The sequence below is a fragment of the Tsukamurella pulmonis genome (assembly GCF_900103175.1).
In the GTDB taxonomy this organism is placed as follows: domain Bacteria; phylum Actinomycetota; class Actinomycetes; order Mycobacteriales; family Mycobacteriaceae; genus Tsukamurella; species Tsukamurella pulmonis.
The window spans coordinates 2,070,232-2,091,837 of record NZ_FNLF01000002.1 but is presented as its reverse complement, the minus strand read 5'-3'; the positions used below and the strand labels follow the sequence as shown (position 1 = coordinate 2,091,837).

Genomic DNA, 21,606 nt, shown 5'->3' with positions numbered 1-21,606 from the left:
AGCGAAGTGTGGCACGGACCACATTCGCCTCGGGTTTGAATCGTCGACAAACGCGGTGCAACCCCGTGCAACGGTCAGCGCACGGGGCCGCACCGATCAGGCGTCGAGTGCCCGCCGGGTGGCCGCGGCGATCTCGGCGACCTGCTCGTCCGTGGTGACCAGCGCGGGCGAGTACTGCAGCGTCCCCAGCCCGGCGGCGCGACCGGAGACCCCCTGCGCCCGCAGCTTCTTCACCATCGCCATCGCCTCCGCGGGCTCGTGCAGCTGCACGCCCGCGACGGCGCCGACGCCGCCCCGGACGTCCTTGACCTTGGGGTGATCGGCCAGGGTCGACAGCTCCCGCAGGAGCGTGCTCTCCAGCCGCAGCGCCTCGGCCAGCAGGTTCTCCCGCTCCATGATGTCCAGGACCGCCATCGACGCGGCCGCCGCGGCCGCGTGCCCACCGTAGGTGTAGCCGTGCCGCCACCACACGCCGCCGGAGTAGAAGGGCTCCGCGACGTGCGGCGCCACGAACAGCGCACCCATCGGGACGTAGCCGCTGGTCAGTCCCTTCGCCGTGGTCATCAGATCGGGCTGCAGGTCGAACCGGCTCGACGCGAACCACGCGCCGCCGATGCGGCCGAATCCCGTGATGACCTCATCGGCGATGAACAACACGTCGTGCTCGCGGCAGATGTCGCGCACCTCGCGCAGGTAGCCCTCCGGCGGGGGCAGCAGTCCGCCGGCGCCGATCACGGGCTCGGCGACGAACGCCGCGATCGACTCGGCGCCGACGCGCTCGATGAGGCCCAGGAGCTCCTTCGCGTCGTCCCACGCGACGGTGGCGGTGTCGTCGAAGAGCACGCCGCCGTAGCCCTCGGCGTTCACCGGGATGCCGCCCAGGCTGGTGCCGCCGACGTGCATGCCGTGGTAGGCGTTCGAGCGGCCGACGATCAGCTTCTTCCCGGGCCGGCCCTGCTCCTGCCAGTAGCGCCGGGCCAGCTTGATCGCCGAGTCGACCGAGTCGGAGCCACCCGAGGTGAAGAAGATCTTGCTGCCCGCCACCGGTGCGATGGCCTGCAGGCGGTTCGCGAGGGCGACGGTGGTGTCGGTGGCGGCGTCGCCGAAGCCGGTCACGTGCGCCACCTTGAGCAGCTGATCGCGCACCGCGTCGGCGACCTCCGCGCGTCCGTGGCCGACGTTGGCGAACCACAGTCCGGCCGTCGCATCCAGATAGCGATTGCCATCGGTGTCGAAGACGTGGGCGCCCTCGCCGCGGGCGAAGACGAAGGCTCCGTCCCGCTCCACGGCGCCCATGTCCGCGAAGCCGTGCCAGAGTGCCGATGAGGTCGTGGGTCCCTGTCCGCTCATAGGCCTAAAATAGAGCAAATGACTGAGCACGAGACGCGCACCGCACCCCGCGGCGCAGACGAGGCGCAGCTCCGCCCTTCCACGAAGCGTGATCTGTACGCCGCGCTCGGCACCGACGCCGCGCCCACCGTGAGCCTGCGCGACGAAACACGTCTGCGCGGGAAGCTCAAGCGCGCCAAGGACTCCGACCTGGCGCGCCTGACCCGCGATGTCGCGGCCGCGCAGGATCGCTTCGCCGAACGGAAGGCGGCTGTCCCCGCCATCGTCTATCCCGAGAACCTGCCGGTGAGCGCGCGACGCGACGAGATCGCCAAGGCCATCAGCGAGAACCAGGTGATCATCCTCGCGGGCGAGACCGGCTCGGGCAAGACCACGCAGCTGCCGAAGATCTGCCTGGAACTCGGCCGCGGCGTACGGGGCATGATCGGGCACACCCAGCCCCGGCGCCTCGCCGCGCGCAGCGTGGCCGAGCGCATCGCCGAGGAGACCGGCACGGAGCTGGGCGACGCGGTCGGCTACGCCGTGCGCTTCACCGACAAGGTCTCACCGAAGACGTCGGTGAAGCTGATGACCGACGGCATCCTGCTGCGCGAGCTGACGCGCGACCGGCTGCTGCGCGATTACGACACGATCATCATCGACGAGGCGCACGAGCGCAGCCTCAACATCGACTTCCTCCTCGGCTACCTGCGGCAGATCCTGCCGCGTCGTCCCGATCTCAAGGTCATCGTCACCTCGGCCACGATCGAGCCGGACCGGTTCGCGGCGCACTTCGCGCGGCCCGACGGGACGCCCGCCCCCGTCATCGAGGTGAGCGGCCGCACCTACCCGGTCGAGATCCGCTACCGCCCGCTCGACGAGATGACCGACGACACCGAGCCGCTCGACCAGGTGACCGGCATCGTGCACGCGGTGGACGAGCTCTCCCGCGAGGCCCCCGGCGACGTGCTGGTCTTCCTCTCGGGCGAGCGCGAGATCCGTGACGCCGCCGAGGCGCTGACCGCGCACGTCAAACCCGGAACGGAGATCCTGCCGCTGTACGCGCGCCTGTCCTCCGCCGAGCAGCACCGCGTCTTCGCACCGCACACCGGGCGCCGGATCGTGCTGTCCACCAACGTCGCCGAGACCTCGCTCACCGTGCCGGGGATCAAGTACGTGGTGGACACGGGCACGGCGCGCATCTCGCGGTACTCCCTGCGCACCAAGGTGCAGCGGCTGCCGATCGAGCCGGTCTCGCAGGCCTCCGCGCAGCAGCGCTCCGGGCGCTGCGGCCGCACGTCCGACGGCATCGCGATCCGCCTGTACTCCGAGGACGACTTCGACGCCCGACCGGTGTACACCGATCCGGAGATCCTGCGCACCAACCTGGCCTCGGTCATCCTGTCCATGACGGCGCTGGAGCTGGGCGAGGTCTCGGCCTTCCCGTTCGTGCAGCCGCCCGACGAGCGCGCGGTCCGCGACGGCACCGCCCTGCTCGAGGAGCTCGGTGCCCTGGAGGATGCCAAGGAGGGACACAAGCGGCTCACCGCCGTCGGCCGCCAGCTGGCGGACCTGCCCGTCGATCCGCGCATGGCACGAATGCTGGTCGCCGCGCGCGAGTTCGGCGTGCTGCCCGAGGTGCTCGTCATCGTCGCCGGCCTGTCCATCCAGGACGTGCGGGAGCGGCCGGCCGAGCACCGTCAGGCGGCGGACGAGAAGCACGCCCGCTTCGCCGACCCCACCTCCGACTTCCTCTCCTACCTCAACCTGTGGCGTCACCTCGGTGACCGCCGGGCCGAGCTCAGTTCGAGCGCCTTCCGCCGCGAGTGCCAGCGGGAGTTCCTGCATTACGTACGGATCCGCGAGTGGCAGGACCTGCAGGGCCAGCTCCGGCAGATCTGCCGGGATCTGGGCTGGAAGGTCGAATCGCTGGGCCGGGAACCGGCACCGTCTCCCGACCTCATCCACCAGGCGATGCTCTCGGGCCTGCTGTCGCAGATCGGCCTGCGCGAGACCGACGGTCGCGAGTTCCTCGGCGCGCGGGGCGCGAAGTTCATGGTGTTCCCCGGATCAGCGCTGTCGAAGAAGCCGCCGCGGTTCGTCATGGCGGGCGAGCTGGTCGAGACCTCACGACTGTTCGCCCGCACCGTCGCGAAGATCGAACCGGAGTGGGCGGAGAAGTTGGCGGGGCCGCTCGCCAAGCACCACTACTCCGAGCCGCAGTGGTCGACCAAGCGCGAAGCCGTGCTCGCGAAGGAGCGGGTCACGCTGTTCGGCGTGCCGCTCGTCGCCGATCGCACGGTCAACTTCGGCCGCATCGATCCGCAGGCAGCGCGGGAGATCTTCCTGCGCCACGCTCTCGTGCAGGGCGAATGGCGCACGCGTCACGGCTTCTTCGCCCGCAACCGGGCCCTGCTCGACGACGCGGAGTACCTCGAGGACAAGGCACGCCGCCGCGACCTCGTCGTCGACGAGGACGGCCTGTTCGACTTCTACGACCGTCGGGTCCCCGAAGGCATCGTCTCGGCCCGGCACTTCGACTCGTGGTGGAAGAAGGCCTCGCGGACCGAGCCGGACCTCCTGGACTTCACCGCCGACGATCTCCTCTCCGACGGCGCCGCCGACGTCACGGCCGACGCGTACCCCACCTCGTGGTTGCAGGGCCGGATCGAGGTGCCGCTGAAGTACCGGTTCGAACCGGGTGCCGCCGACGACGGCGTCACCGCGCGGATCCCCGTCAAGGACCTCGCGACGGTCCGCGCGGACGGCTTCGAATGGCTGGTACCCGCGATGCGCGAAGAGCTGGCGATCGCGCTGATCAAGTCGCTACCGAAGCATCTGCGCCGTGAGGTGGTGCCCGCGCCGGACTTCGCGGCCGCGGCGCTCGCCCGGCTCACGCCGCGGGCCGAGCCTCTCGCCGAGGGGTTGGCCCGCGAGCTGACGCAGCTCTCCGGCACCGTGATCCGGGCGGGCGACTTCTCCCCCGCCGCGATCCCGGACCACCTCCGGGTCACCTTCACCGTGATCGGCGACGACGGCCGCGTACTCGGCTCCGGCAAGGACCTCGACGCGCTCAAGCGCACGCTCGGCGCCGCGGTGCAGAAGGACCTCTCCCACCGGGCCGGGGCGTACGAGCGGGCGCCGGCGCAGCAGTGGACCGCGCAGACTCTCGGCGACGTGCCGCGCACCGTCGACACGGAGATCCGGGGCAGCCGGGTGACCGGGTTCGGCACCCTCTATCCCGACGGTGACCGGGCAGGTGTCAAGATCGTGGCCGCCGAGCCGGAGCAGCGGGCGCTGATGGGGGCGGGCCTGGATGTGCTGCTCGCGAACGTGCTTCCTGGAGCACACAAGTCGGTGCTGCAGTCGGTGGGGCAGCGCGAACGCCTGGCGCTCTCGCAGAGCCCGTACGCGACCCCGATGGATCTCGTCGCCGATTGCCGCCGGCGAGCCATCACCGACCTGCGGGCCGCTGCCGCTTTCGCGTGGACGCCCGAGGAGTTCACGCGACTCACCGCGACCGTGCGTGCGGGCCTCGGCGAGGCCGTGCAGCAGAACTTCGCGAACGTCGCCACCGCCGTGGCGACCGCCACCGAGGTGCGCGGCGCCATCGCCTCCGCGCCGCCCGCCCTGCGGGACGCCGCGGACGACATCGCGGAGCAGTTGGACGCGCTCCTGTTCCCCGGCTTCGTCGCGGCGACACCGGGCGTGCACCTGCAGCACCTGCCGCGCTACGCGGCGGGCGCGGCGGCGCGGTGGGCGGCACTGCCCGCCTCGCTCGATCGCGACGACCGCGGGATGGCCGTGCTCGACCGCGTGTACGGAGCGCTCACCGCGAAGTTGGAGACGCTCCCGGAGCACCGCCGGGATGCGGGGCTCGAGCAGGTGCACTGGCTGATCGAGGAGCTGCGCGTGAGCCTGTTCGCCCAGTCACTGGGCACGGTGGGCTCCGTCTCCGAGAAGAAGGTGCTGGCCGCGATCGCCGCCCTGACCTGAGCTCGGCGACGCCTACGCGGCGTCTGTGGGGTCTGCGGCGGCGGCACGGGTGCGCAGCTCGCGGATGGCGGCCTCGAAGTCCTCGATGGAGGAGAAGCCCTTGTAGACGGAGGCGAACCGCAGGTACGCCACTTCGTCGAGATCGCGCAGCGGCCCGAGGATGGCGAGACCGACCTCGTTGGCAGGCACCTCAGCGACACCCGTCGCGCGGATCGCCTCCTCGACCTGCTGGGCGAGCTTGTGCAGATCGTCCTCGGCGACGTCGCGCCCCTGGCAGGCACGGCGGACACCCTTGACGACCTTCTCGCGACTGAACGGCTCAGTGACCCCGTTGCGCTTGACGACGGCCATCACGGCGCTCTCGACCGTGGTGAAGCGGCGCCCGCACTCGTTGCAGGAGCGGCGGCGGCGGATGCCCTGCCCGTCGTCGAAGACGCGCGAATCGACCACACGGGTGTCCTCGTTCTTGCAGAACGGGCAATACATGGGTCCACCTCCCGCGGCGCGGCTGCGCTCGGACGTCCGGCGGGGCAGCTGCAGCACGGTGGCCTCTGCCACCGCCGTGCCCCGCGATCTCCCTGTCGAGAATACTCGGCGCGGGAACGGCACCACGTTGTCGAGGTGGGCCGAGCGCCCGCCCTGCCGGGAATCCACTATCACCATGCGGGTGGTCATCTAGGTCTCCTTGCTGCGTGGGGTGAGTCAGTACCGCGGCGTGACGAGGGTCTGCCCCGGGTGCACGCGCCCGTCCTGCAGGCCGTTGATCTCGCTGATCTCGGCCATCACCGCGCCGGACGCGCGCTCCGGAGCGATCTCACGGGCGATCTGCTCGAGGCTCTGTCCGGAACGGACCGTGACGATCGACGTGAGCGCGGGCGTGCTCGCACCGGCCGGGGCCGGCTCGGTCTGCGATCCGCCGCCGAAGAGCACCAGCAGGCCCACGAAGACGCCGGCCGCGAACAGCACGCACGCCGCGAGCGATGGACTCGGAGTGCGACGGGCGCAGCCGCCCGCGCGGGAGACGCCACGGGGTGCGCGCCGCGCGGCCGAACGCACGCCCGGGCGTTCGACGGTACGCCGGGCGGAGCCGCGCGCACCCGTCACGCGGACCGCCACGGGATCCGTTCGAAGAGCACCCGCGGGGAGCTCGTTCGACGACGTGATCGAATCCGCGGACAGCTCCGCCGAACGACTGCGTGCGAGCCGCGGGGACACCCCGCGGGCGCGGGTGGCGCCGCGACGACCGGCGGCAGCGGAGCCGTGGCGCGCCAAGGACGGCGCCTCGGCGATATCGCCCTGCGCTGCGGTGATGACGTCTCGATCGATGATCGCGGTCATGGTCTCTCCTGAGGTCGGTAGCGGTTCCTTCTCGCTCACCCACAGGTCTATCGGAGGGGACTGACAAGTTTTCAATCCTGCCCCACCAGTCACACCGAAGTGCGTGCAAGTGTTCGAGAGAACTTCTGTTCGATTTCTACCACACCCCCGTACGGAGCGGAAGACACGCGGCGAAATTTCTCGAACAGATGTTTGTCAGCGGGTCCGGGCTGCATTACAGTGGAGTCGGAACCGAACGGGCGTGAGGAGCGACACATGACAGAAGATCGACAGGTTCAGCACCGGGACAAGCGCTTCCGCGACGCGCAGGGCAACGTCTCCGAGGATCACCTCACCCGTCGCCAGAAGCAGGTCCTCGAAGTCATCCGGCGTTCCGTCCGCGATCGCGGCTACCCGCCCAGCATCCGGGAGATCGGTGACGAGGTGGGCTTGACCTCCACGTCGTCGGTCGCCCACCAGTTGCGCACGCTCGAGCGCCTGGGCTTCCTGCATCGCGATCCCAACCGCCCCCGCGCCGTGAACGTCCAAGGCGCCGAAGAGCGCACCGCGCAGGTGATCCAGAAGGTGATGGAGGACGAGGAGAGGATGCCGGAGCCGGCCTTCGTCCCCGTCCTCGGTCGCATCGCCGCCGGTGGGCCGATCCTCGCGGAAGAGGCGGTCGAGGAGATCTTCCCGCTCCCCCGCGAGCTGGTCGGCGAGGGCTCGCTCTTCCTGCTCAAGGTGGTGGGCGAGTCCATGACCGACGCGGCCATCTGCGACGGCGACTGGGTCGTCGTGCGGCAGCAATCCGTGGCCGAGAACGGCGACATCGTCGCCGCGATGCTCGACGGCGAGGCCACCGTGAAAACCTTCCGTCGCACCGGTCGGGATGTGTGGTTGATGCCCCACAATCCCGCGTTCGATCCGATCCACGGCAATGACGCCGTCATTCTCGGCAAGGTCGTCACGGTCATGCGCCGGATCTGACCGCCCCCGCTCCCGACGACGCCGGCTCATCGACCACCAGGTCGAGGGCCGGCGTTCGTCGTCCGCCGGTCGAGGCGATCGCGCAGGCGGCGCCACCCAACGCCAATCCCGCGACCACTCCTGGATGCACCGGCTCCCCGAGGATCAGGAAGGCGAACACCGCGGATACCGACGGGATCACCGCGAACAGCATCGCCGCGCCGCTCGCTCCGGCGATCCCGATCACGCGCAGATACAGCGTGGTCGCTGTCATCGAACTCAGCACCACCATCAGCACGAGGACCACTGCGCCCCGCACCGGATCGACGACCGTCGCGCCGAACAGGAGCATCAGTACCCCCGCCGGCACCGCCGCGACGGCCATACCCACCGCGTTGCCCGCCACCGGATCCACCTCCCGGCAGAACCGCTGCTGATAGACCCCGCCCAGCGCGATGCCCGCCAGCCCCACCAGCGTGAAGCCGAGTCCGGCTCCGGCGTGCGCCAGCGCCGGCACCGTCGACCAGCACGCGGTGACGACGGCCGCCAACCCGAGCACCGCCGCGAGCGAGCGCCGGGCGGTCATCTGTTCCTGCAGCACCATCCTCGACAGCACCGTGGTCACGGCGGGGTTCACGCCGATGATGAGTGCCGCGACCCCGGCCGGAACGCCCGCCCGCAGCCCCAGATAACAGCCGAGGAACTGCGTCGCCTGCGTCAGCATCCCCACCACGACGGCGTGCCCCAGGTCCGCGCCGCGGGGCAGTCGTCGACCGGTGAAGCGGACCAACCCGAGCATGAGTGCGCCGGAGACCGCGAAACGCAGGAACAGCAGCAGGAACGGGCTCATGGCCGCGATTCCAAGGGCGCCGAGCGGGTAGCCGAAGGCGTACAACACGACGACTGAGAGCGCGAGCAGCGGTGGAATTCTCATGACGTCATGGTCGAACGCGCAGGTCGTGCGCGTCCAACAATGATTGACGATCACGATCGATCGAGACTATCGTTCAGTCATGCGAGACCCTGTCCTGGACATCGTGCCACTGCGCAGCGTGGTCGCGATCGCACGCTGTGGCGGCGTCCACCGCGCCGCCGAGGCTCTGCACCTGACCCAGTCGACGGTGAGCGCGCACGTACGCCGCCTTGAGACGTCGACGGGTGAGGCGATCGTCGAGAAGGCCGGACGCGGCGTCCGCTTCACCGATCACGGCACCCGCCTTCTCGTGCACGCTCAGGCGATCCTCGACGCGCACGACGCCGCCGTCCATGCGCTCGCCTCCCCCACGACCCGCACGCTGTCCGTCGCCGCGACCGAGCACGGCGCCGACCGCCTGATCCCCGAACTCAGCCGCGGCTTCGGCACTCTGCCCGGCGGATGGACGGCGCAGTTCCGGTTCGACCGCAGCGCGCAGGTCGCCGGCGCCGTGGAACGCGGCCTCGCCGACGTTGCGGTCTACCTCGCGCCCGTCGACCACCCGGACGCGGTCGGCACTATCCCCTTGCAGTGGTACGCCGCGCGGGACTGGGAACGCCCGTCCGACACCGTTCCCGTCCTCCTGTTCGACGATCCCTGCGTCCTGCGCGCCCCGGCCGCCACCGCCCTCCGGCGCGACGGCGTCGATTACGTCGTCGCGGCGGAGGCCGCCAATCTCGCGGGCCTGTACTCCGCCGCCCGCAGTGGCCTCGGCGTCACTCTGCTTCCGGCCATCGACGCCACGGACGGTCTGGTCACCGTCGACGCCCTCCCGGTGGTTCCGTCGATCGCCCTCGCCGTCACGGTCGGACCGCGCATCCCCGGGCCGGTCGCGGCGGCGGTCCGCCGCGCCGCCGCGGCGCTCGCATCCACGACGTGAGGACTGCGGCGGCGAGCCGTCGACCGATCACCCGGCCTGCACCCCGCGGCCCGAGCGACGTTCCTGCTCGACAACAGCTCCATCGATGCTCCGGTGATCATCGCCGACCGGAGCTGACTCGTACCTATCCGGAGCCGGCGTCTGCGTACCGTCGGAGATGGTCGGTGGCGGAACCGAACTCGGTCTCGATCGCGGTGAGCCGCTTGAAGCAGTGGCCGATCGCGAGTTCCTCCGTCATGCCCATGCCCCCGTGCAGTTGGACCGCGTTCTGGCCGACGAAGCGCGCCGCGCGCGCGACGGTGATCTTCGCCGCCGATACGGCCCGTCGCCGCGCCTGCGGCTCCGCCTCCAGGTTGAGCACGGCCAGATAGGTGGCCGCGACGGACTGCTCGAGTTCGAGTGACATGTCCACCATGCGGTGCTGCAGCGCCTGGAACGACCCGATCGGCACGCCGAACTGGCGCCGCTGCTTGGCGTACTCCACCGTCTCCCGCACGACGCGGCGCATGATCCCGACCGCCTCGCTGCAGACGGCGGCGGCACCGTCGTCCAGAGCGCGTTCGATGATCCCCCAGGCTCCGCCCTCGGCGCCGAGCAGCGCCGTGGCGGGCACGCGCACCTCGTCGAGCACCAGATCGCCCGTGTGGTGATCGTCGATCGTGCGGAAGTACGTTGCGCTCACCCCGGAAGGCGGAGCCTGCGGATCGAACTCGAGCAGGAACAGCGACACTCCATCACGGTCGAGACGATCCCCCGCGGTGCGGGCGGCGACGATCAGGTGCGTGGCCAGCGGTAGGTCGGCGACCACGATCTTGGCCCCGGTGAGGACGTACTCGTCACCGTCGCGGACGGCGGTGGCCCCGATGTCCCAGGGCTCGCGACCGGACTCGGGCTCGGTGAGCGCGAACGCGATCCGCGCACCGCCCTCGGCGATCGCGGAGCGCACGGCATCGGCGGATTCGCCCCCGCCGCCGCGCAGCAGGGCGGCCCCCACGACGGCGGTGCCGACGTAGGGCTCGACCACGAGCGCGCCCCCGAGCTCCTCCGTGATCACCATCATCTCCTCGGGCCCGCCGCCGAGTCCACCGAGCGATTCCGGGACGAGGGCCGCCAGGATGCCCAGTTCGGAGGCGAAGGCCTCCCAGACCGCGGGCTGCCAGCGCTCCGCGGATCGTGCGGCACTCCGGGATTCGACCAGCGGGTACCGTCCGGCCAGGTACGACCGCACGGCGTCGCGCAGCATGCTCTGTTCGTCGGTGAGTGTGAAGTCCATCTACAGCCCCAATGCCGCTTTCGCCAGAATGTTCCGTTGGATCTCGTTGGAGCCCGCGTAGATCGACCCCGCACGATCGTTGAAATAGCGCAACGGCGCCACGGCCTGCCAGAGATCACCGCTGTGCGCTCCGTCGGCCGGCGGCAGGTACTCGACCACGGGGCCACCGGGTCGCGTCACGTGCGGCTGGTAGACGCGGCCGCGCGGGCCGGCGCTCTTGTGGATGAACTCGGTGATCGCCTGGCTCAGCTCGGTTCCCAGGATCTTGAGCATCGACGCGGCCGTGCCGGGGTTGCCACCCGCGGCGAGCACCGCCAGCGAGCGGTGTTCGAGGATCTCCAGCACGTCGACGCGGGCGCGCAGTTCCGCGAGCCCGAGCCGGAAGTCGTCGTCGTCCGACAGCGGGCGCCCCGCACGACCGGGCACCGTCGTCGCCTGCTCGGCGAGACGGTCGAGCGAGACCTGCAGCCACGGCGCGGCAGCACCGCCGCCGCGCTCGAACTCCAGCAGGTACTTGGCGACGGCCCAGCCCTCGTCGATCTTCCCGAGAACGTTGGCCTTCGGCACCCGCACCCGGTCGAAGAAGACGACGTTCTGGACCTCCTCACCCGAGGCCATGACGAGCGGCTGGATCTCGATCCCGGGCACCGTCATGTCGAGCAGCAGGAACGTGATGCCCTGCTGCTTGCGCTCCTGCTTCGAGGTGCGGACCAGCGCGAACATCCAGTTCGCCTCCCGCGCATGGGTGGTCCAGATCTTCGAGCCGGTGAGCACCAGATCGTCGCCGTCGGACTCGGCGCGCATCGCCAGCGACGCGAGATCGGAGCCGGATTCGGGCTCGGAGTAGCCCTGGCAGAAGAAGACCGAGGCGTCCAGGATGCCCGGGAGGAAGAACCGCTTCTGCTCCTCGGTCCCGAACTTGATGATGGCGTGCGCGACCATCCGGATCCCCATCGGCGAGAGGAACGGCGCGCCGGCCAGCACCGACTCGCGGGCGAAGATGTAGTGCTGCGCGACGCTCCAGTCGCACCCGCCCCATTGCACCGGCCATGCGGGCGCCGCCCACCCCCGCTCGTGCAGGATCGCCTGCCACTGCAGGCTCGCCTCGTGATCGGAGTACACGCTAGTGGCGAGGTCACCGGCCGCGCGCAGATCGTCGGTCAGGTGCGTGTCCAGGAACTCGCGCACCTCGTCGCGGAAGGCCTCTTCCTCCGCTGTGAACGTCACATCCATCCGGGTCCTCCCCGCGTTGACACCCTCGCACTGGCGAGACAAAATAGAAGTATGTCTCATCCGGAGCGGACTGACAAGCAGATCGCGGCGATCCGTCGCGCCGCACAGTGGTTCCGCGAGGGTCGCCGCATCGATCTGGGGCGGCTCGCCACAGCGGAGGGCGTCGGACGGGCCACGCTCTACCGTTGGTTCGAGGGGCGCGAGCAGGTGGTCGGCGAAGCGATCTGGCTGGGCATCGCACAGGCCATCGCCCGCGTCGAGGCCGCGGAGCCGGTCCGCGACCGCCCGGCCTTCGTGCGCTCCTTCCGCCGGCTCGCGCACGAGGTGCGTGAGTACCCGCCTCTCGCCGGATTCGCCTCGGACGAGCCGGAATTCGCAATGCGGGTGCTGCAGTCCGGCGGCAGCGTCGTCCAGGCGCGCCTGATCGCGTGGGTGGACGACTGGCTCGCGGACATCGCCGTACCCGGTGTCGACGGCGCCCGGGGCGTCGCGCGGGGCGACCTCGCGTACGCGATCGTGCGCATCGCCGAATCGTTCCTCTGGTCGGACATGATCATCGGTACGCCCCCGCAACCGGACAAGGCCGCCGCGCTCGTCGAGCTCCTGCTGGACGGCGCGTCCGCGCCCGCCGACGGCTAACCCGAGACGATGCCGACGACCAGGTTGATCGCCGTGGCGAGGATCAGGGTGCCGAAGACGTACGAGAGCAGGCAGTGCCGCAGCACCACGCTGCGGATCGCCGGCGAGGAGACCGAGGTGTCCGACACCTGATAAGTCATCCCCAGGTTGTAGCTGAAGTAGAAGAAGTCGCGGTACGCGGGCAGATCCTCACCGTTGAAGTCGATGCCACCGGGTTCGTCGTCCGGGTCGCCGTAGTACAGGTCCGCGTACTGCGTGGCGTACGTCAGATGCAGCGCGGCCCACACCGCGAAGGCCGCGATCAGGGCGGTGGCCGCGGCGGCGTCCCGGTTCTCCGAGTCACCGGCGATCATCAGCGCGACGATCGCGATCAATCCGCTGAGCGCAATCACTGCCACGACCAGCTCCATGACCTTCGGCCGGAAGTCCTCGCGCTGGACCGTCGCGCGGGTCGCGCCCGCGGGCAGGGGCCACATGACCCACCAGCCGATCGCGACGAAGACTGCTGCCGCGACGGCGATCCCACTCAGCACGCCCAGGACCGGGTCGATCATCACGGCGACGGCCGCGGTCACGGCTGCCCCCAGCGTCAGCGCGGACGCCAGGCGCACCCCGGCGGACAGCGGCATGCGTGCCGTGGCCCCGGTCACCGGTTCAGTCATACGACGATTGTGCCGCCTACGACACGAACGCGGCGAGCAACCCGGCGAGTGCGCCCGGAACCCGCGCGGTGATCCGCGTTCCCTCGGCCTCGTGCTCCGTCGACAGGATCGTCCCCTCGGCGTGGATACGGGCGACCAGATCGCCGCGGTCGTACGGCAGCAGCGCGGTGACCTGCACATCGCCGGCGGTGATCAGCTCCGTCATCCGGGCGAGCAGCTCGTCGACGCCCTCGCGCGAGTGCGCCGAGACGAACACGGCCTCGGGCAGCGCGACGCGCAGCTGGGCCAACACGAGCGGATCGGCCGCGTCGATCTTGTTGACCACCAGCAGCTCGCGCGGCAACGACGCCTCGCGTTCGCCCGCGACCTCACGCAGCACGTGCCGCACCGCATCGATCTGGCGCTGCGGCATGACGTCGCTGCCGTCGACGACGTGCAGCAGCAGGTCCGCGTCGACGACTTCCTCCAGCGTGGAGCGGAAGGCCTCGACGAGCTGCGTGGGCAGGTGCCGCACGAAGCCGACGGTGTCGGTGAAGACCACATCGCGGCCGTCCGTGAGCACGCCCTGCCGAGTGGTCGGATCGAGGGTGGCGAACAACGCGTTCTGCACCAGCACGCCCGCATCGGTGAGGGCGTTGAGCAGGCTGGACTTGCCCGCGTTCGTGTAGCCCGCGATCGCCACCGCGGGCACCCCGGACCGGCGGCGTGCCCCGCGCTTGGTGTCGCGGGCCTGCTTCATGCCCTTGATCTCGCGTCGCAGCTTGGCCATCCGCTCGCGGATCCGGCGACGGTCGGTCTCGATCTTCGTCTCACCGGGACCGCGCAGGCCCACACCGCCGTTGCTGCCGGCGCGGCCGCCCGCCTGCCGGGACAGGGCCTCACCCCAGCCGCGCAGCCGGGGCAGCATGTACTCCATCTGCGCGAGGCTGACCTGAGCCTTGCCCTCGCGGGAGGTGGCGTGCTGGGCGAAGATGTCGAGGATCAGGGCGGTCCGGTCGATGACCTTGACCTTGACCACCTTCTCCAGCGCGTTGAGCTGCGCGGGGGTCAGCTCACCGTCGCAGATCACGGTGTCGGCGCCGGTCGCGAGGACGATCTCGCGGAGCTCGTGCGCCTTGCCGGAGCCGATGTAGGTGGCGGGGTCGGGCCGGTCGCGACGCTGGATCACACCGTCGAGCACCGCGGAGCCCGCGGTCTCGGCGAGGGCCTTGAGCTCGGCGAGCGAGGCGTCCGCCTGCGCGGCCGAGCCGGAGGTCCAGACGCCCACCAGCACGACCTGCTCGAGGCGCAGCTGGCGGTACTCGACCTCGGTGACGTCGTCGAGCTCGGTCGAGAGGCCGACGACGCGGCGGAGCGAGGAGCGCTCCTGGAGTTGGAGTTCACCGACGGTGGGCTGGTGCTCTTCGGTCGGTTCCCAGGTATCTGTCTGTGTCATATGCGACCCATTCTCGCACGTCGTGCGGGTGCGGGTCACGCGAGTTTTCGCAGGGCGAAACCGCTCAGAGCGCCGCGAGGCGCGCTGTACCGGACGCCACGATGCGGCTGGGACCGCGCAGCACGGCACCGTCGGCTTCGACGGTGACGGTGACCGTCCCGCCCGGCACGTGCACGTCCACCGCGCCGGTCTCCCGGCCGGCCGCACGCAGCGCGGCGACGGCGGCCGCGACGGTGCCCGTGCCGCAGGAACGGGTCTCGCCCGAGCCGCGCTCGTGCACGCGCATGTGGACGCCGCCGTCCACGAGCGGGGTGACGATCTCGACGTTGGTGCCGTGCGGGAACAGGCCGTGATCGAAGGTGGGGACGCTCGCCACGTCAAGCGCCGCGAGGGCCTCCTCGGTCAGCCCGGGGACGACGCAGGCGATGTGGGGATTGCCCACGTCGACGGCGATCCCGGCAAGATCGCGACCGTCGACACCGGCGGACGACTCCCCGAAGACGCGGGGAACCCCCATGGAGACCGAGACCTCCGCGGTCTCGGGATCGGCGTGGTGCACGCGCACCGGCTTCGCGCCCGCACGGGAACCGACGGTGAACTCGTCCCCGGGTACCAGCGCGTTCGCAGCCAGGAAGTGGGCGAAGACGCGGACGCCGTTACCGCACATCTCGGCGATCGATCCGTCGGAGTTGCGGTAGTCCATGAACCAGTCCTCGCGGCGCACTCCGGCGGGCAGCGCGTCCAGCACGCCCGCGTCGAGCAGATCGCCCGCACGGGCGGCGCGGAGCACGCCGTCGGCGCCGATGCCGGCGCGCCGGTCGCACAGCGCAGCGACCAGTTCCGGCGTGAGGTCCAGGTCCACGCCCGGGTCCGGGAGGATCACGAAGTCGTTCTCCGTGCCATGGCCCTTGAGGAAGTCGACCGCCGTCACCTGACCCGTCATGGCGACCAGTCTACGGACGCCAGGGCGGGGCGTCGTGCGCGGCGAGAGCGCCGCCGAGGAGGTCCGACGCGGCCGCGTCGAGCCACACCACCCGCGGGTCGCGCCGGAACCAGGAGCGCTGGCGCCGGACGTACCGGCGGGTCCCGATGAACGTCAGCTCGCGCGCCTGCTCGAGGTCGTACTCCCCGTCGAACGCGGCGAGTACCTGGGCGTAGCCGATCGCGCGCGACGCCGTCACCCCGTCCCGCAGGCCGCAGGCCTCGAGCGCGCGGACCTCATCGACGAGACCGTCGTCGAACATGCGGCGCGTGCGCAGGTCGATCCGGGCGTCGAGTTCCCCGGTGTCGCGGTCGAGCGCGACGACGGCCGTGTCCCAGCGCGCGGGGCCGATCTCCGGCGCCGAGGCCGCGAAGGGCTCGCCGGTGATCGTCACGACCTCCAGGGCGCGGACGATGCGACGCCCGTCGGTGGTGAGGATCTTCGCGCCCGCGGCGGGATCGAGCGCGGTGAGTTCGCGGTGCAGGGCGAGCGGGCCGATCTGGGCGAGGCGCTCCTCGAACCGCGCGCGTACCGCAGGATCGGTCGCGGGGAAGCGCCACTCGTCGAGCAGGGCCTGGAAGTACATCATCGAGCCGCCGACGATCACCGGCGTGCGCCCCGCGGCGAGTAGGGACTCGACGTCGGCGCGGGCGCGCTCCTGGTACGCGGCGACGGTGGCCGTCTCGGTGACGTCGAGGACGTCGAGCTGATGGTGCGCGATGCCGCGGCGCTCGGCGACCGGCAGCTTCGCCGTCCCGATATCCATGCCGCGGTACATCTGCATCGCGTCGATGTTGACGATCTCGCCGCCGAGCCGTTCCGCCAGATCGAGCGCCAGATCGGACTTGCCGGTCGCGGTGGGGCCGACGACCGCGATGGGCCGCGGGCTCACCGCACTCCCCCGGTCGCGACCAGGTAGCCGACGCCGAACGGTGCGTCGCGGTACCGCACGTCCACCGGTGCACCCGAGCACGCGAGCGCTGCGGCCCGCCACGCCTCGTCGAGCCCGTCCACGGGACCTTCCCCGCTGACCGCGGCGACCTGGGCCTCGAAGACGGCGGCGTCCTCGGGACGGTGCCCACCGGGCGCCCGGGCGGTCAGCGTGTTCGGACCGTCGAGCACGAACAGCAGGCCGTCGGCCTCGTCGTCATCGTCGACGAGGCGGGCCGACGGTGCGGCCGCACCGCGGACCCAGGCGGCGACCAGCAGTGGGACCGGCCACGTGGCACTCGGCGGCAGGTCGTTCGACGGTCCGCCGGGCGCCGCGGTGACCAGGACATCGACGCCGAATCCGGTGAAGCTCCCTGCCGAGGAGGCGTCATTCCTGGTCAATGGGCTGGAAGCGACGACACGCCAACTCCGGGCGCGGTCACCGAGCCAGGTGCCGGCCGCGAGCACCGCGGCGCGCAGCCGATCGGCGTCGGGGTCGCCCGGGGAGCCCACCAGCTCGGGAACGAGCAGCGGGGCGCCGGGGATCACGGCGACGGGCCGGTGGCCGCGCGAGGACTCATGCACGAGAAGAACGCTAATCGATCGCGCCCGCACGCCCGCGGAGTGCTTGAATGGAGCCGGGCCCGCGTGCTGTGCGGGTCCATGACGACCGGCAGCCGTGACGCGCGGCGCAGACGAAGGGGACCCCCGTGGCCGAGAACGACCCGATCGCCGAGACCACTCCGATCGAGAACGCCGCCCCGAAGCCCGTCCCGGGCGCCCGGCCCGGCCCCAAGCCGCACCCCGGCCCCCGGCCCGGCGGCCCGCGCCCGCACGCCCCCGCCGCTGCGGCCGCGCCACGCACCCGCCCCGCTTCCGACCCGAGCAAGTTCGGCCGGGTCGACGAGGACGGCACCGTCTACGTCGTGACCTCCGGCGGCGAGCGCGCCGTGGGTTCCTGGCAGGCCGGCGAATCCGCCGAGGGCCTCGCGCACTTCGGCCGCAAGTACGACGAACTCGCCACCGAGGTCGAGGTGCTCGAGGAGCGCCTCGCGAGCGGCACGGGCGATCCGAAGAAGATCCGCACGGCCGCCCAGCAGATCGCCGACGCGCTCCCCACCGCCGCTGTGGTGGGTGATCTCGACGGCCTCGCGTCCCGCATCGGCGCACTGCTCACGGGCGCGGATACCGCTGTCGTCACCGCGCAGGCCGACCGGGAGCGCAGCCGCGCGGAGGGCATCGCCCGCAAGGAGGCACTCGCCACCGAGGCCGAGCAGATCGCCGCCGAGGCGACGCAGTGGAAGACGGCCGGCGACCGGATGCGCGCCCTGCTCGACGAGTGGAAGACGATCAAGGGCGTCGACCGCAAGACCGACGACGCGCTGTGGAAGCGCTACTCCAAGGCCCGTGACGCGTTCAACAAGCGCCGCGGCGCGCACTTCGCCGAGCTCGACCGCGAGCGCGCCGGCGCCAAGGCGCGCAAGGAGGAGCTGATCGCCGAGGCCGAGAAGCTCAAGAACGACACGTCGTGGGGCGAGACCTCGGCGAAGTTCCGTGATCTGCTCGCGAAGTGGAAGGCCGCCGGTCGCGCGCCCCGCGACACCGACGACGCCCTGTGGGCCCGGTTCAAGGGCATCCAGGACGAGTTCTTCTCGGCCCGCAACGCCGCCGCGGGCGAGCGGGACGCCGAGTTCGCCGAGAACGGCAAGGCCAAGCAGGCGCTGCTCGACGAGTACACCCCGCGCATCGAGTCCGCCTCGAACCTGAACGCGCAGAAGTCCGCGCTGCGGGAGCTGCAGGACAAGTGGGAGGCCATCGGCAAGGTCCCGCGCGAGCAGATGGGCTCGCTCGAGGCCGGAATCCGCGCGCTGGAGAAGAAGATCAAGGCCGCGGACGACAGCCAATGGCGCCGCACCGACCCCGAGGCCGCCGCGCGCGCCGCCCAGTTCCGCGACCGCGTCGCGCAGTTCGAGGAGCAGGCCGAGAAGGCCGAGAAGGCCGGCAAGACCAAGGACGCCGTGCGGCTGCGCGAGCAGGCCCAGCAGTGGCGCGAATGGGCCGACGCGGCCGAGGGCGCCGTCGAAGACCGCTGATCCGGCGGTGGCCTCCCTGTTCGCCGACGGCTTCTCCGTCGGCGCCGAGGGCGCCGGCCTCCCCCGCTGGGTCCACCGGGTCCCGGCGCTGGGGCCGCTGATCGGCGGCGCGACCGTCCCACTGACCGCGCCGGTGACCTTCGTCGTCGGTGAGAACGGCTCCGGCAAGTCCACCCTCGTGGAAGCGATCGCGGAGCGGTTCGGCCTGGATGCGCGGGGCGGCCGCGCAGCGGTCCTGGGCGGCAACCTGGACACCGAGAAGACGCCGCTCGGCGAGGCGCTGCGCCTGCACCTGACCCATCGGGGCCTGGCGATGCGGCGCGGGCCTCGGACGGCCCGGCACGGATTCTTCCTCCGCGCCGAAACCGTGCTGGAGATGAACGAGCGGTGGCGCGACCTGGAATTGGTCCGGCACTGGCAGCGCTTCGTCGACCACCCCGAGACCTACCTCGGCGAGTTGGTCACGGCCACCGTCGAACCGGCGGCGGAGCCCGAGCGCACCGTCGCACCGGAGGACGAGCGGGAATTGATCCGGCGGCTGCGCGCGCGGATCCACGGCGAGGACTGAGCGGCTACGACTGGTCGGTCGGGCGCTGCGGGCGGGGCGGCTGGTTACCGATCCGGTTCGACCGCGCGAAGGCGTCCCACTGCGTCGAGGCGTCGCGACGCTCCTGCTCGGCGGCGATCTGGTACGGCGTCCGCGCCCAGATCGTCTTGATCCAGACCACCGCCAGCACGATCATCGCCAGCCAGCCCAGGTAGAGGCCGATCCCCGCACCCGTCGGCGGCTCGCCGTGCAGGCCCGTGGTCTGGCGCGACCACACCGACAGCAGGCCGAAGACGATGGAGACGCCGCTGCCCGCGCCCGCGATCACGGCGAGCACCCACCGTCGGGTGAGCAGCGCGGCACCCGAGGCGAGGACGCCGAACAGCACCTCGAGCCAGACGAAGATCTTGGAGACGATGACCAGCGAGCTGCCCTCGATGTGGGGATCGCCGGTGACGATCTCGATGCCCGTGACCGACCCCGTGTGCGGCAGGGCCAGCGAGCCGATCACCGCGACGACGGCAACGGCGGCCACCAGAATGCGGGGGCCGACCTGGAACTCGCCGGCGAGCTTGCGCTCGACGGACTCGACCTGCGTGCGCAGGTTCTCCAGCTCTTCGGCGCTCCGGGGTTTCTCGCTGTCGGAGTTCATGGCACCCATTGTCCACCCCTACGCAATCGTTGTCTCCTACAGGTCGTCGTAGACGACGATCAGCAGGTCGAGCAGCCGTTCGCGGCGGGCTGCGCGGCCTGCGCGGGACGACCGACCGCCGGCAGCCCCAGCCCGACGCCGACAGGCGGTGTGACGGGCGTGATCGACGCCTCCACGTTGTCGCCCGCACGCGTCCGGCGGTGGCTGAGCACACCGGCGTCGGCGACGAGGTGGTGCGGTGCCGCGCCCGTGATCTCGACCTCGACCACGTCGCCCGGGCGGATGTCCTCGCGCCCGGCGAAGTGCACGAGCCGCCCGTCGCGGGCGCGACCCGACATGCGGTTGGTCTCCGCGTCCTTGCGGCCCTCACCGAGCGCCACCAGCAGTTCGACGGTGCGCCCCACCTGCTTCTGGTTCTCCTCGAGGGTGATCCGCTCCTGGAGTTCGATCAGCCGCATGTACCGCTCCTGGACGACCGCCTTGGGCAGTTGCTCGGGGAGCTCGGCGGCGGGGGTGCCCGGCCGGATCGAGTACTGGAAGGTGAAGGCGGAGCTGAACCGGGCCTTCTCCACCACGTCGAGCGTGGCCTGGAAGTCCTCCTCGGTCTCCCCCGGGAAGCCGACGATGATGTCGGTGGTGATCGCGGCGTGCGGAATGCGGTTGCGGACCCGCTCGAGGATGCCGAGGAACTTGGTGCTGCGGTAGCTGCGCCGCATGTCCTTGAGCACCTTGTCCGAGCCCGACTGCAGCGGCATGTGCAGCTGGGGGCAGATGTTCGGCGTCTCGGCCATGGCGTCGATGACGTCGTCGGTGAACTCGGCCGGGTGCGGGCTCGTGAACCGGACGCGCTCGAGACCCTCGATGCGGCCGCAGGCGCGCAGCAGGTCGGCGAAGGCGCCCTTGTCGCGGCCGAGCTCGGGGTCGGCGAAGTTCACGCCGTAGGCGTTGACGTTCTGGCCGAGCAGCGTGACCTCGGAGACGCCCTGGTCGACGAGGGCCTGCACCTCGGCCAGGATGTCGCCGGGACGGCGGTCGACCTCCTTGCCGCGCAGGCTCGGCACGATGCAGAAGGTGCAGGTGTTGTTGCAGCCGACGGAGATGGAGACCCACCCGGCGTACGCGCTCTCGCGGCGGGCGGGCAGCGTCGACGGGAACGCGTCGAGCGCCTCCTTGATCTCGACCTCGGCCTTCTCGTTGTGGCGAGCGCGCTCGAGCAGCGTCGGCAGCGAACCGATGTTGTGAGTGCCGAAGACGACGTCGACCCACGGGGCCTTCTTCACGACGGTGCCGCGGTCCTTCTGGGCGAGGCAGCCGCCGACGGCGATCTGCATGCCCGGCCGCTCGCGCTTGATCGGAGCGAGGTGGCTGAGGTTGCCGTACAGCTTGTTATCGGCGTTCTCCCGCACCGCGCAGGTGTTGAACACCACGAGATCGGCCTGCTCGCCGCCGTCCGCCCTGACGTAGCCGGCGTCCTCGAGCAAGCCCGACAGGCGCTCGGAATCGTGCACGTTCATCTGGCACCCGTAGGTGCGGACCTCGTACGTTCGGGTGACGGGGGCTGCTTCGATCACCTCACCAGGATAATCGCCGGGGGCAAATCAACCCCGCTCGCAGATTTCCGGCACCAATCCGCCCGAGTTAACGCGAGCGAAACCTCACAACTCATAGGCTCAGGCAATGACCACTCCCGCGACCGAGC

General features: G+C 71.0%; 19 protein-coding genes. 6 read left to right on the top strand and 13 right to left on the bottom strand.

Annotated features, from left to right (window positions below; genetic code table 11):
- Positions 1 to 96 precede the first annotated feature (96 nt).
- Positions 97 to 1,350 carry an aminotransferase family protein gene (locus BLQ62_RS10260; protein WP_068565601.1) on the bottom strand — a complete coding sequence of 418 codons (1,254 nt, stop codon included), beginning with the start codon at positions 1,348 to 1,350 and terminating at the stop codon, positions 97 to 99.
- Positions 1,351 to 1,368: 18 nt separating this feature from the next.
- On the opposite strand from BLQ62_RS10260, the gene hrpA reads away from it, so the two are divergent.
- Positions 1,369 to 5,325, top strand: coding sequence for an ATP-dependent RNA helicase HrpA (gene hrpA / locus BLQ62_RS10255; protein WP_082756464.1), 3,957 nt, complete (start codon positions 1,369 to 1,371; stop codon positions 5,323 to 5,325).
- A gap of 12 nt (positions 5,326 to 5,337) precedes the next feature.
- Here hrpA and nrdR read toward each other — a convergent pair whose 3' ends face one another.
- Both nrdR and BLQ62_RS10245 read right to left on the bottom strand, forming a co-directional pair.
- Complete coding sequence (nrdR, locus tag BLQ62_RS10250) at positions 5,338 to 5,811, bottom strand: transcriptional regulator NrdR (protein WP_068535912.1); 474 nt, start codon at positions 5,809 to 5,811, stop codon at positions 5,338 to 5,340.
- A gap of 216 nt (positions 5,812 to 6,027) precedes the next feature.
- A complete protein-coding gene (locus BLQ62_RS10245; protein WP_068565603.1) occupies positions 6,028 to 6,663 on the bottom strand; it encodes a LysM peptidoglycan-binding domain-containing protein in 636 nt (211 codons plus the stop codon).
- A 255-nt stretch (positions 6,664 to 6,918) separates the two neighbouring features.
- Between BLQ62_RS10245 and lexA the strand changes: the two genes are divergently transcribed.
- Positions 6,919 to 7,629 carry a transcriptional repressor LexA gene (lexA, locus tag BLQ62_RS10240; protein WP_068535301.1) on the top strand — a complete coding sequence of 237 codons (711 nt, stop codon included), beginning with the start codon at positions 6,919 to 6,921 and terminating at the stop codon, positions 7,627 to 7,629.
- Here lexA and BLQ62_RS10235 read toward each other — a convergent pair.
- Positions 7,613 to 8,542, bottom strand: a complete 930-nt coding sequence (locus BLQ62_RS10235) for a DMT family transporter (RefSeq protein ID WP_082756465.1) — start codon at positions 8,540 to 8,542, stop codon at positions 7,613 to 7,615. The two genes, lexA and BLQ62_RS10235, sit on opposite strands and share 17 nt — an antisense overlap.
- 79 nt (positions 8,543 to 8,621) lie before the next feature.
- On the opposite strand from BLQ62_RS10235, the gene BLQ62_RS10230 reads away from it, so the two are divergent.
- Positions 8,622 to 9,461 (top strand): LysR family transcriptional regulator, encoded by an 840-nt coding sequence (locus tag BLQ62_RS10230; RefSeq protein ID WP_068565607.1) that lies wholly within the window; start codon positions 8,622 to 8,624, stop codon positions 9,459 to 9,461.
- Positions 9,462 to 9,585: 124 nt separating this feature from the next.
- Here the strand turns inward: BLQ62_RS10230 and BLQ62_RS10225 are convergent, their stop codons facing one another.
- Both BLQ62_RS10225 and BLQ62_RS10220 read right to left on the bottom strand, forming a co-directional pair.
- The gene (locus BLQ62_RS10225) at positions 9,586 to 10,734 is read right to left on the bottom strand and encodes an acyl-CoA dehydrogenase family protein (RefSeq protein WP_068565609.1); all 1,149 of its coding nucleotides are present in this window, start codon (positions 10,732 to 10,734) and stop codon (positions 9,586 to 9,588) included.
- Complete coding sequence (locus BLQ62_RS10220; RefSeq protein ID WP_068565611.1) at positions 10,735 to 11,967, bottom strand: acyl-CoA dehydrogenase family protein; 1,233 nt, start codon at positions 11,965 to 11,967, stop codon at positions 10,735 to 10,737.
- 51 nt (positions 11,968 to 12,018) lie between these two features.
- Between BLQ62_RS10220 and BLQ62_RS10215 the strand changes: the two genes are divergently transcribed.
- Entirely contained in the window at positions 12,019 to 12,606 is a 588-nt protein-coding gene (locus tag BLQ62_RS10215) for a QsdR family transcriptional regulator (protein ID WP_068535311.1), read from the top strand.
- Here the strand turns inward: BLQ62_RS10215 and BLQ62_RS10210 are convergent.
- From BLQ62_RS10210 to BLQ62_RS10190, 5 genes are all read right to left on the bottom strand, one after another.
- The gene (locus BLQ62_RS10210; RefSeq protein WP_231857599.1) at positions 12,603 to 13,268 is read right to left on the bottom strand and encodes a DUF1345 domain-containing protein; all 666 of its coding nucleotides are present in this window, start codon (positions 13,266 to 13,268) and stop codon (positions 12,603 to 12,605) included. The genes BLQ62_RS10215 and BLQ62_RS10210 overlap by 4 nt on opposite strands.
- Before the next feature lie 16 nt (positions 13,269 to 13,284).
- The gene (gene hflX, locus BLQ62_RS10205; RefSeq protein ID WP_068535314.1) at positions 13,285 to 14,703 is read right to left on the bottom strand and encodes a GTPase HflX; all 1,419 of its coding nucleotides are present in this window, start codon (positions 14,701 to 14,703) and stop codon (positions 13,285 to 13,287) included.
- A gap of 64 nt (positions 14,704 to 14,767) precedes the next feature.
- Positions 14,768 to 15,646: a diaminopimelate epimerase gene (gene dapF / locus BLQ62_RS10200; RefSeq protein WP_068535316.1), complete on the bottom strand. Its 879-nt coding sequence runs from the start codon at positions 15,644 to 15,646 to the stop codon at positions 14,768 to 14,770.
- 10 nt (positions 15,647 to 15,656) lie between these two features.
- Positions 15,657 to 16,577 (bottom strand): tRNA (adenosine(37)-N6)-dimethylallyltransferase MiaA, encoded by a 921-nt coding sequence (gene miaA / locus BLQ62_RS10195; protein ID WP_068535318.1) that lies wholly within the window; start codon positions 16,575 to 16,577, stop codon positions 15,657 to 15,659.
- Positions 16,574 to 17,200: a class III extradiol ring-cleavage dioxygenase family protein gene (locus BLQ62_RS10190; protein ID WP_068535320.1), complete on the bottom strand. Its 627-nt coding sequence runs from the start codon at positions 17,198 to 17,200 to the stop codon at positions 16,574 to 16,576. Before BLQ62_RS10190 ends, miaA begins: the two co-directional genes overlap by 4 nt.
- Positions 17,201 to 17,325: 125 nt before the next feature.
- On the opposite strand from BLQ62_RS10190, the gene BLQ62_RS10185 reads away from it, so the two are divergent.
- Positions 17,326 to 18,708: a DUF349 domain-containing protein gene (locus BLQ62_RS10185; protein WP_068535322.1), complete on the top strand. Its 1,383-nt coding sequence runs from the start codon at positions 17,326 to 17,328 to the stop codon at positions 18,706 to 18,708.
- 7 nt (positions 18,709 to 18,715) lie between these two features.
- Entirely contained in the window at positions 18,716 to 19,276 is a 561-nt protein-coding gene (locus BLQ62_RS10180) for an AAA family ATPase (RefSeq protein ID WP_068565615.1), read from the top strand.
- Between the two features lie 4 nt (positions 19,277 to 19,280).
- Here the strand turns inward: BLQ62_RS10180 and BLQ62_RS10175 are convergent, their stop codons facing one another.
- Positions 19,281 to 19,907, bottom strand: coding sequence for an Rv2732c family membrane protein (locus BLQ62_RS10175; protein WP_083350802.1), 627 nt, complete (start codon positions 19,905 to 19,907; stop codon positions 19,281 to 19,283).
- A gap of 59 nt (positions 19,908 to 19,966) precedes the next feature.
- Positions 19,967 to 21,478 carry a tRNA (N6-isopentenyl adenosine(37)-C2)-methylthiotransferase MiaB gene (gene miaB / locus BLQ62_RS10170; protein ID WP_068565617.1) on the bottom strand — a complete coding sequence of 504 codons (1,512 nt, stop codon included), beginning with the start codon at positions 21,476 to 21,478 and terminating at the stop codon, positions 19,967 to 19,969.
- Positions 21,479 to 21,606 lie beyond the last annotated feature (128 nt).

What these genes read in the sequence shown, in the direction of transcription:
- BLQ62_RS10260 (WP_068565601.1), bottom strand. Translation starts at nt 1,350, where the DNA reads ATGAGCGGACAGGGACCCACGACCTCATCGGCACTCTGGCACGGCTTC.
- hrpA (WP_082756464.1), top strand. Translation starts at nt 1,369, where the DNA reads ATGACTGAGCACGAGACGCGCACCGCACCCCGCGGCGCAGACGAGGCG.
- nrdR (WP_068535912.1), bottom strand. Translation starts at nt 5,811, where the DNA reads ATGTATTGCCCGTTCTGCAAGAACGAGGACACCCGTGTGGTCGATTCG.
- BLQ62_RS10245 (WP_068565603.1), bottom strand. Translation starts at nt 6,663, where the DNA reads ATGACCGCGATCATCGATCGAGACGTCATCACCGCAGCGCAGGGCGAT.
- lexA (WP_068535301.1), top strand. Translation starts at nt 6,919, where the DNA reads ATGACAGAAGATCGACAGGTTCAGCACCGGGACAAGCGCTTCCGCGAC.
- BLQ62_RS10235 (WP_082756465.1), bottom strand. Translation starts at nt 8,542, where the DNA reads ATGAGAATTCCACCGCTGCTCGCGCTCTCAGTCGTCGTGTTGTACGCC.
- BLQ62_RS10230 (WP_068565607.1), top strand. Translation starts at nt 8,622, where the DNA reads ATGCGAGACCCTGTCCTGGACATCGTGCCACTGCGCAGCGTGGTCGCG.
- BLQ62_RS10225 (WP_068565609.1), bottom strand. Translation starts at nt 10,734, where the DNA reads ATGGACTTCACACTCACCGACGAACAGAGCATGCTGCGCGACGCCGTG.
- BLQ62_RS10220 (WP_068565611.1), bottom strand. Translation starts at nt 11,967, where the DNA reads ATGGATGTGACGTTCACAGCGGAGGAAGAGGCCTTCCGCGACGAGGTG.
- BLQ62_RS10215 (WP_068535311.1), top strand. Translation starts at nt 12,019, where the DNA reads ATGTCTCATCCGGAGCGGACTGACAAGCAGATCGCGGCGATCCGTCGC.
- BLQ62_RS10210 (WP_231857599.1), bottom strand. Translation starts at nt 13,268, where the DNA reads ATGACTGAACCGGTGACCGGGGCCACGGCACGCATGCCGCTGTCCGCC.
- hflX (WP_068535314.1), bottom strand. Translation starts at nt 14,703, where the DNA reads ATGACACAGACAGATACCTGGGAACCGACCGAAGAGCACCAGCCCACC.
- dapF (WP_068535316.1), bottom strand. Translation starts at nt 15,646, where the DNA reads ATGACGGGTCAGGTGACGGCGGTCGACTTCCTCAAGGGCCATGGCACG.
- BLQ62_RS10175 (WP_083350802.1), bottom strand. Translation starts at nt 19,907, where the DNA reads ATGAACTCCGACAGCGAGAAACCCCGGAGCGCCGAAGAGCTGGAGAAC.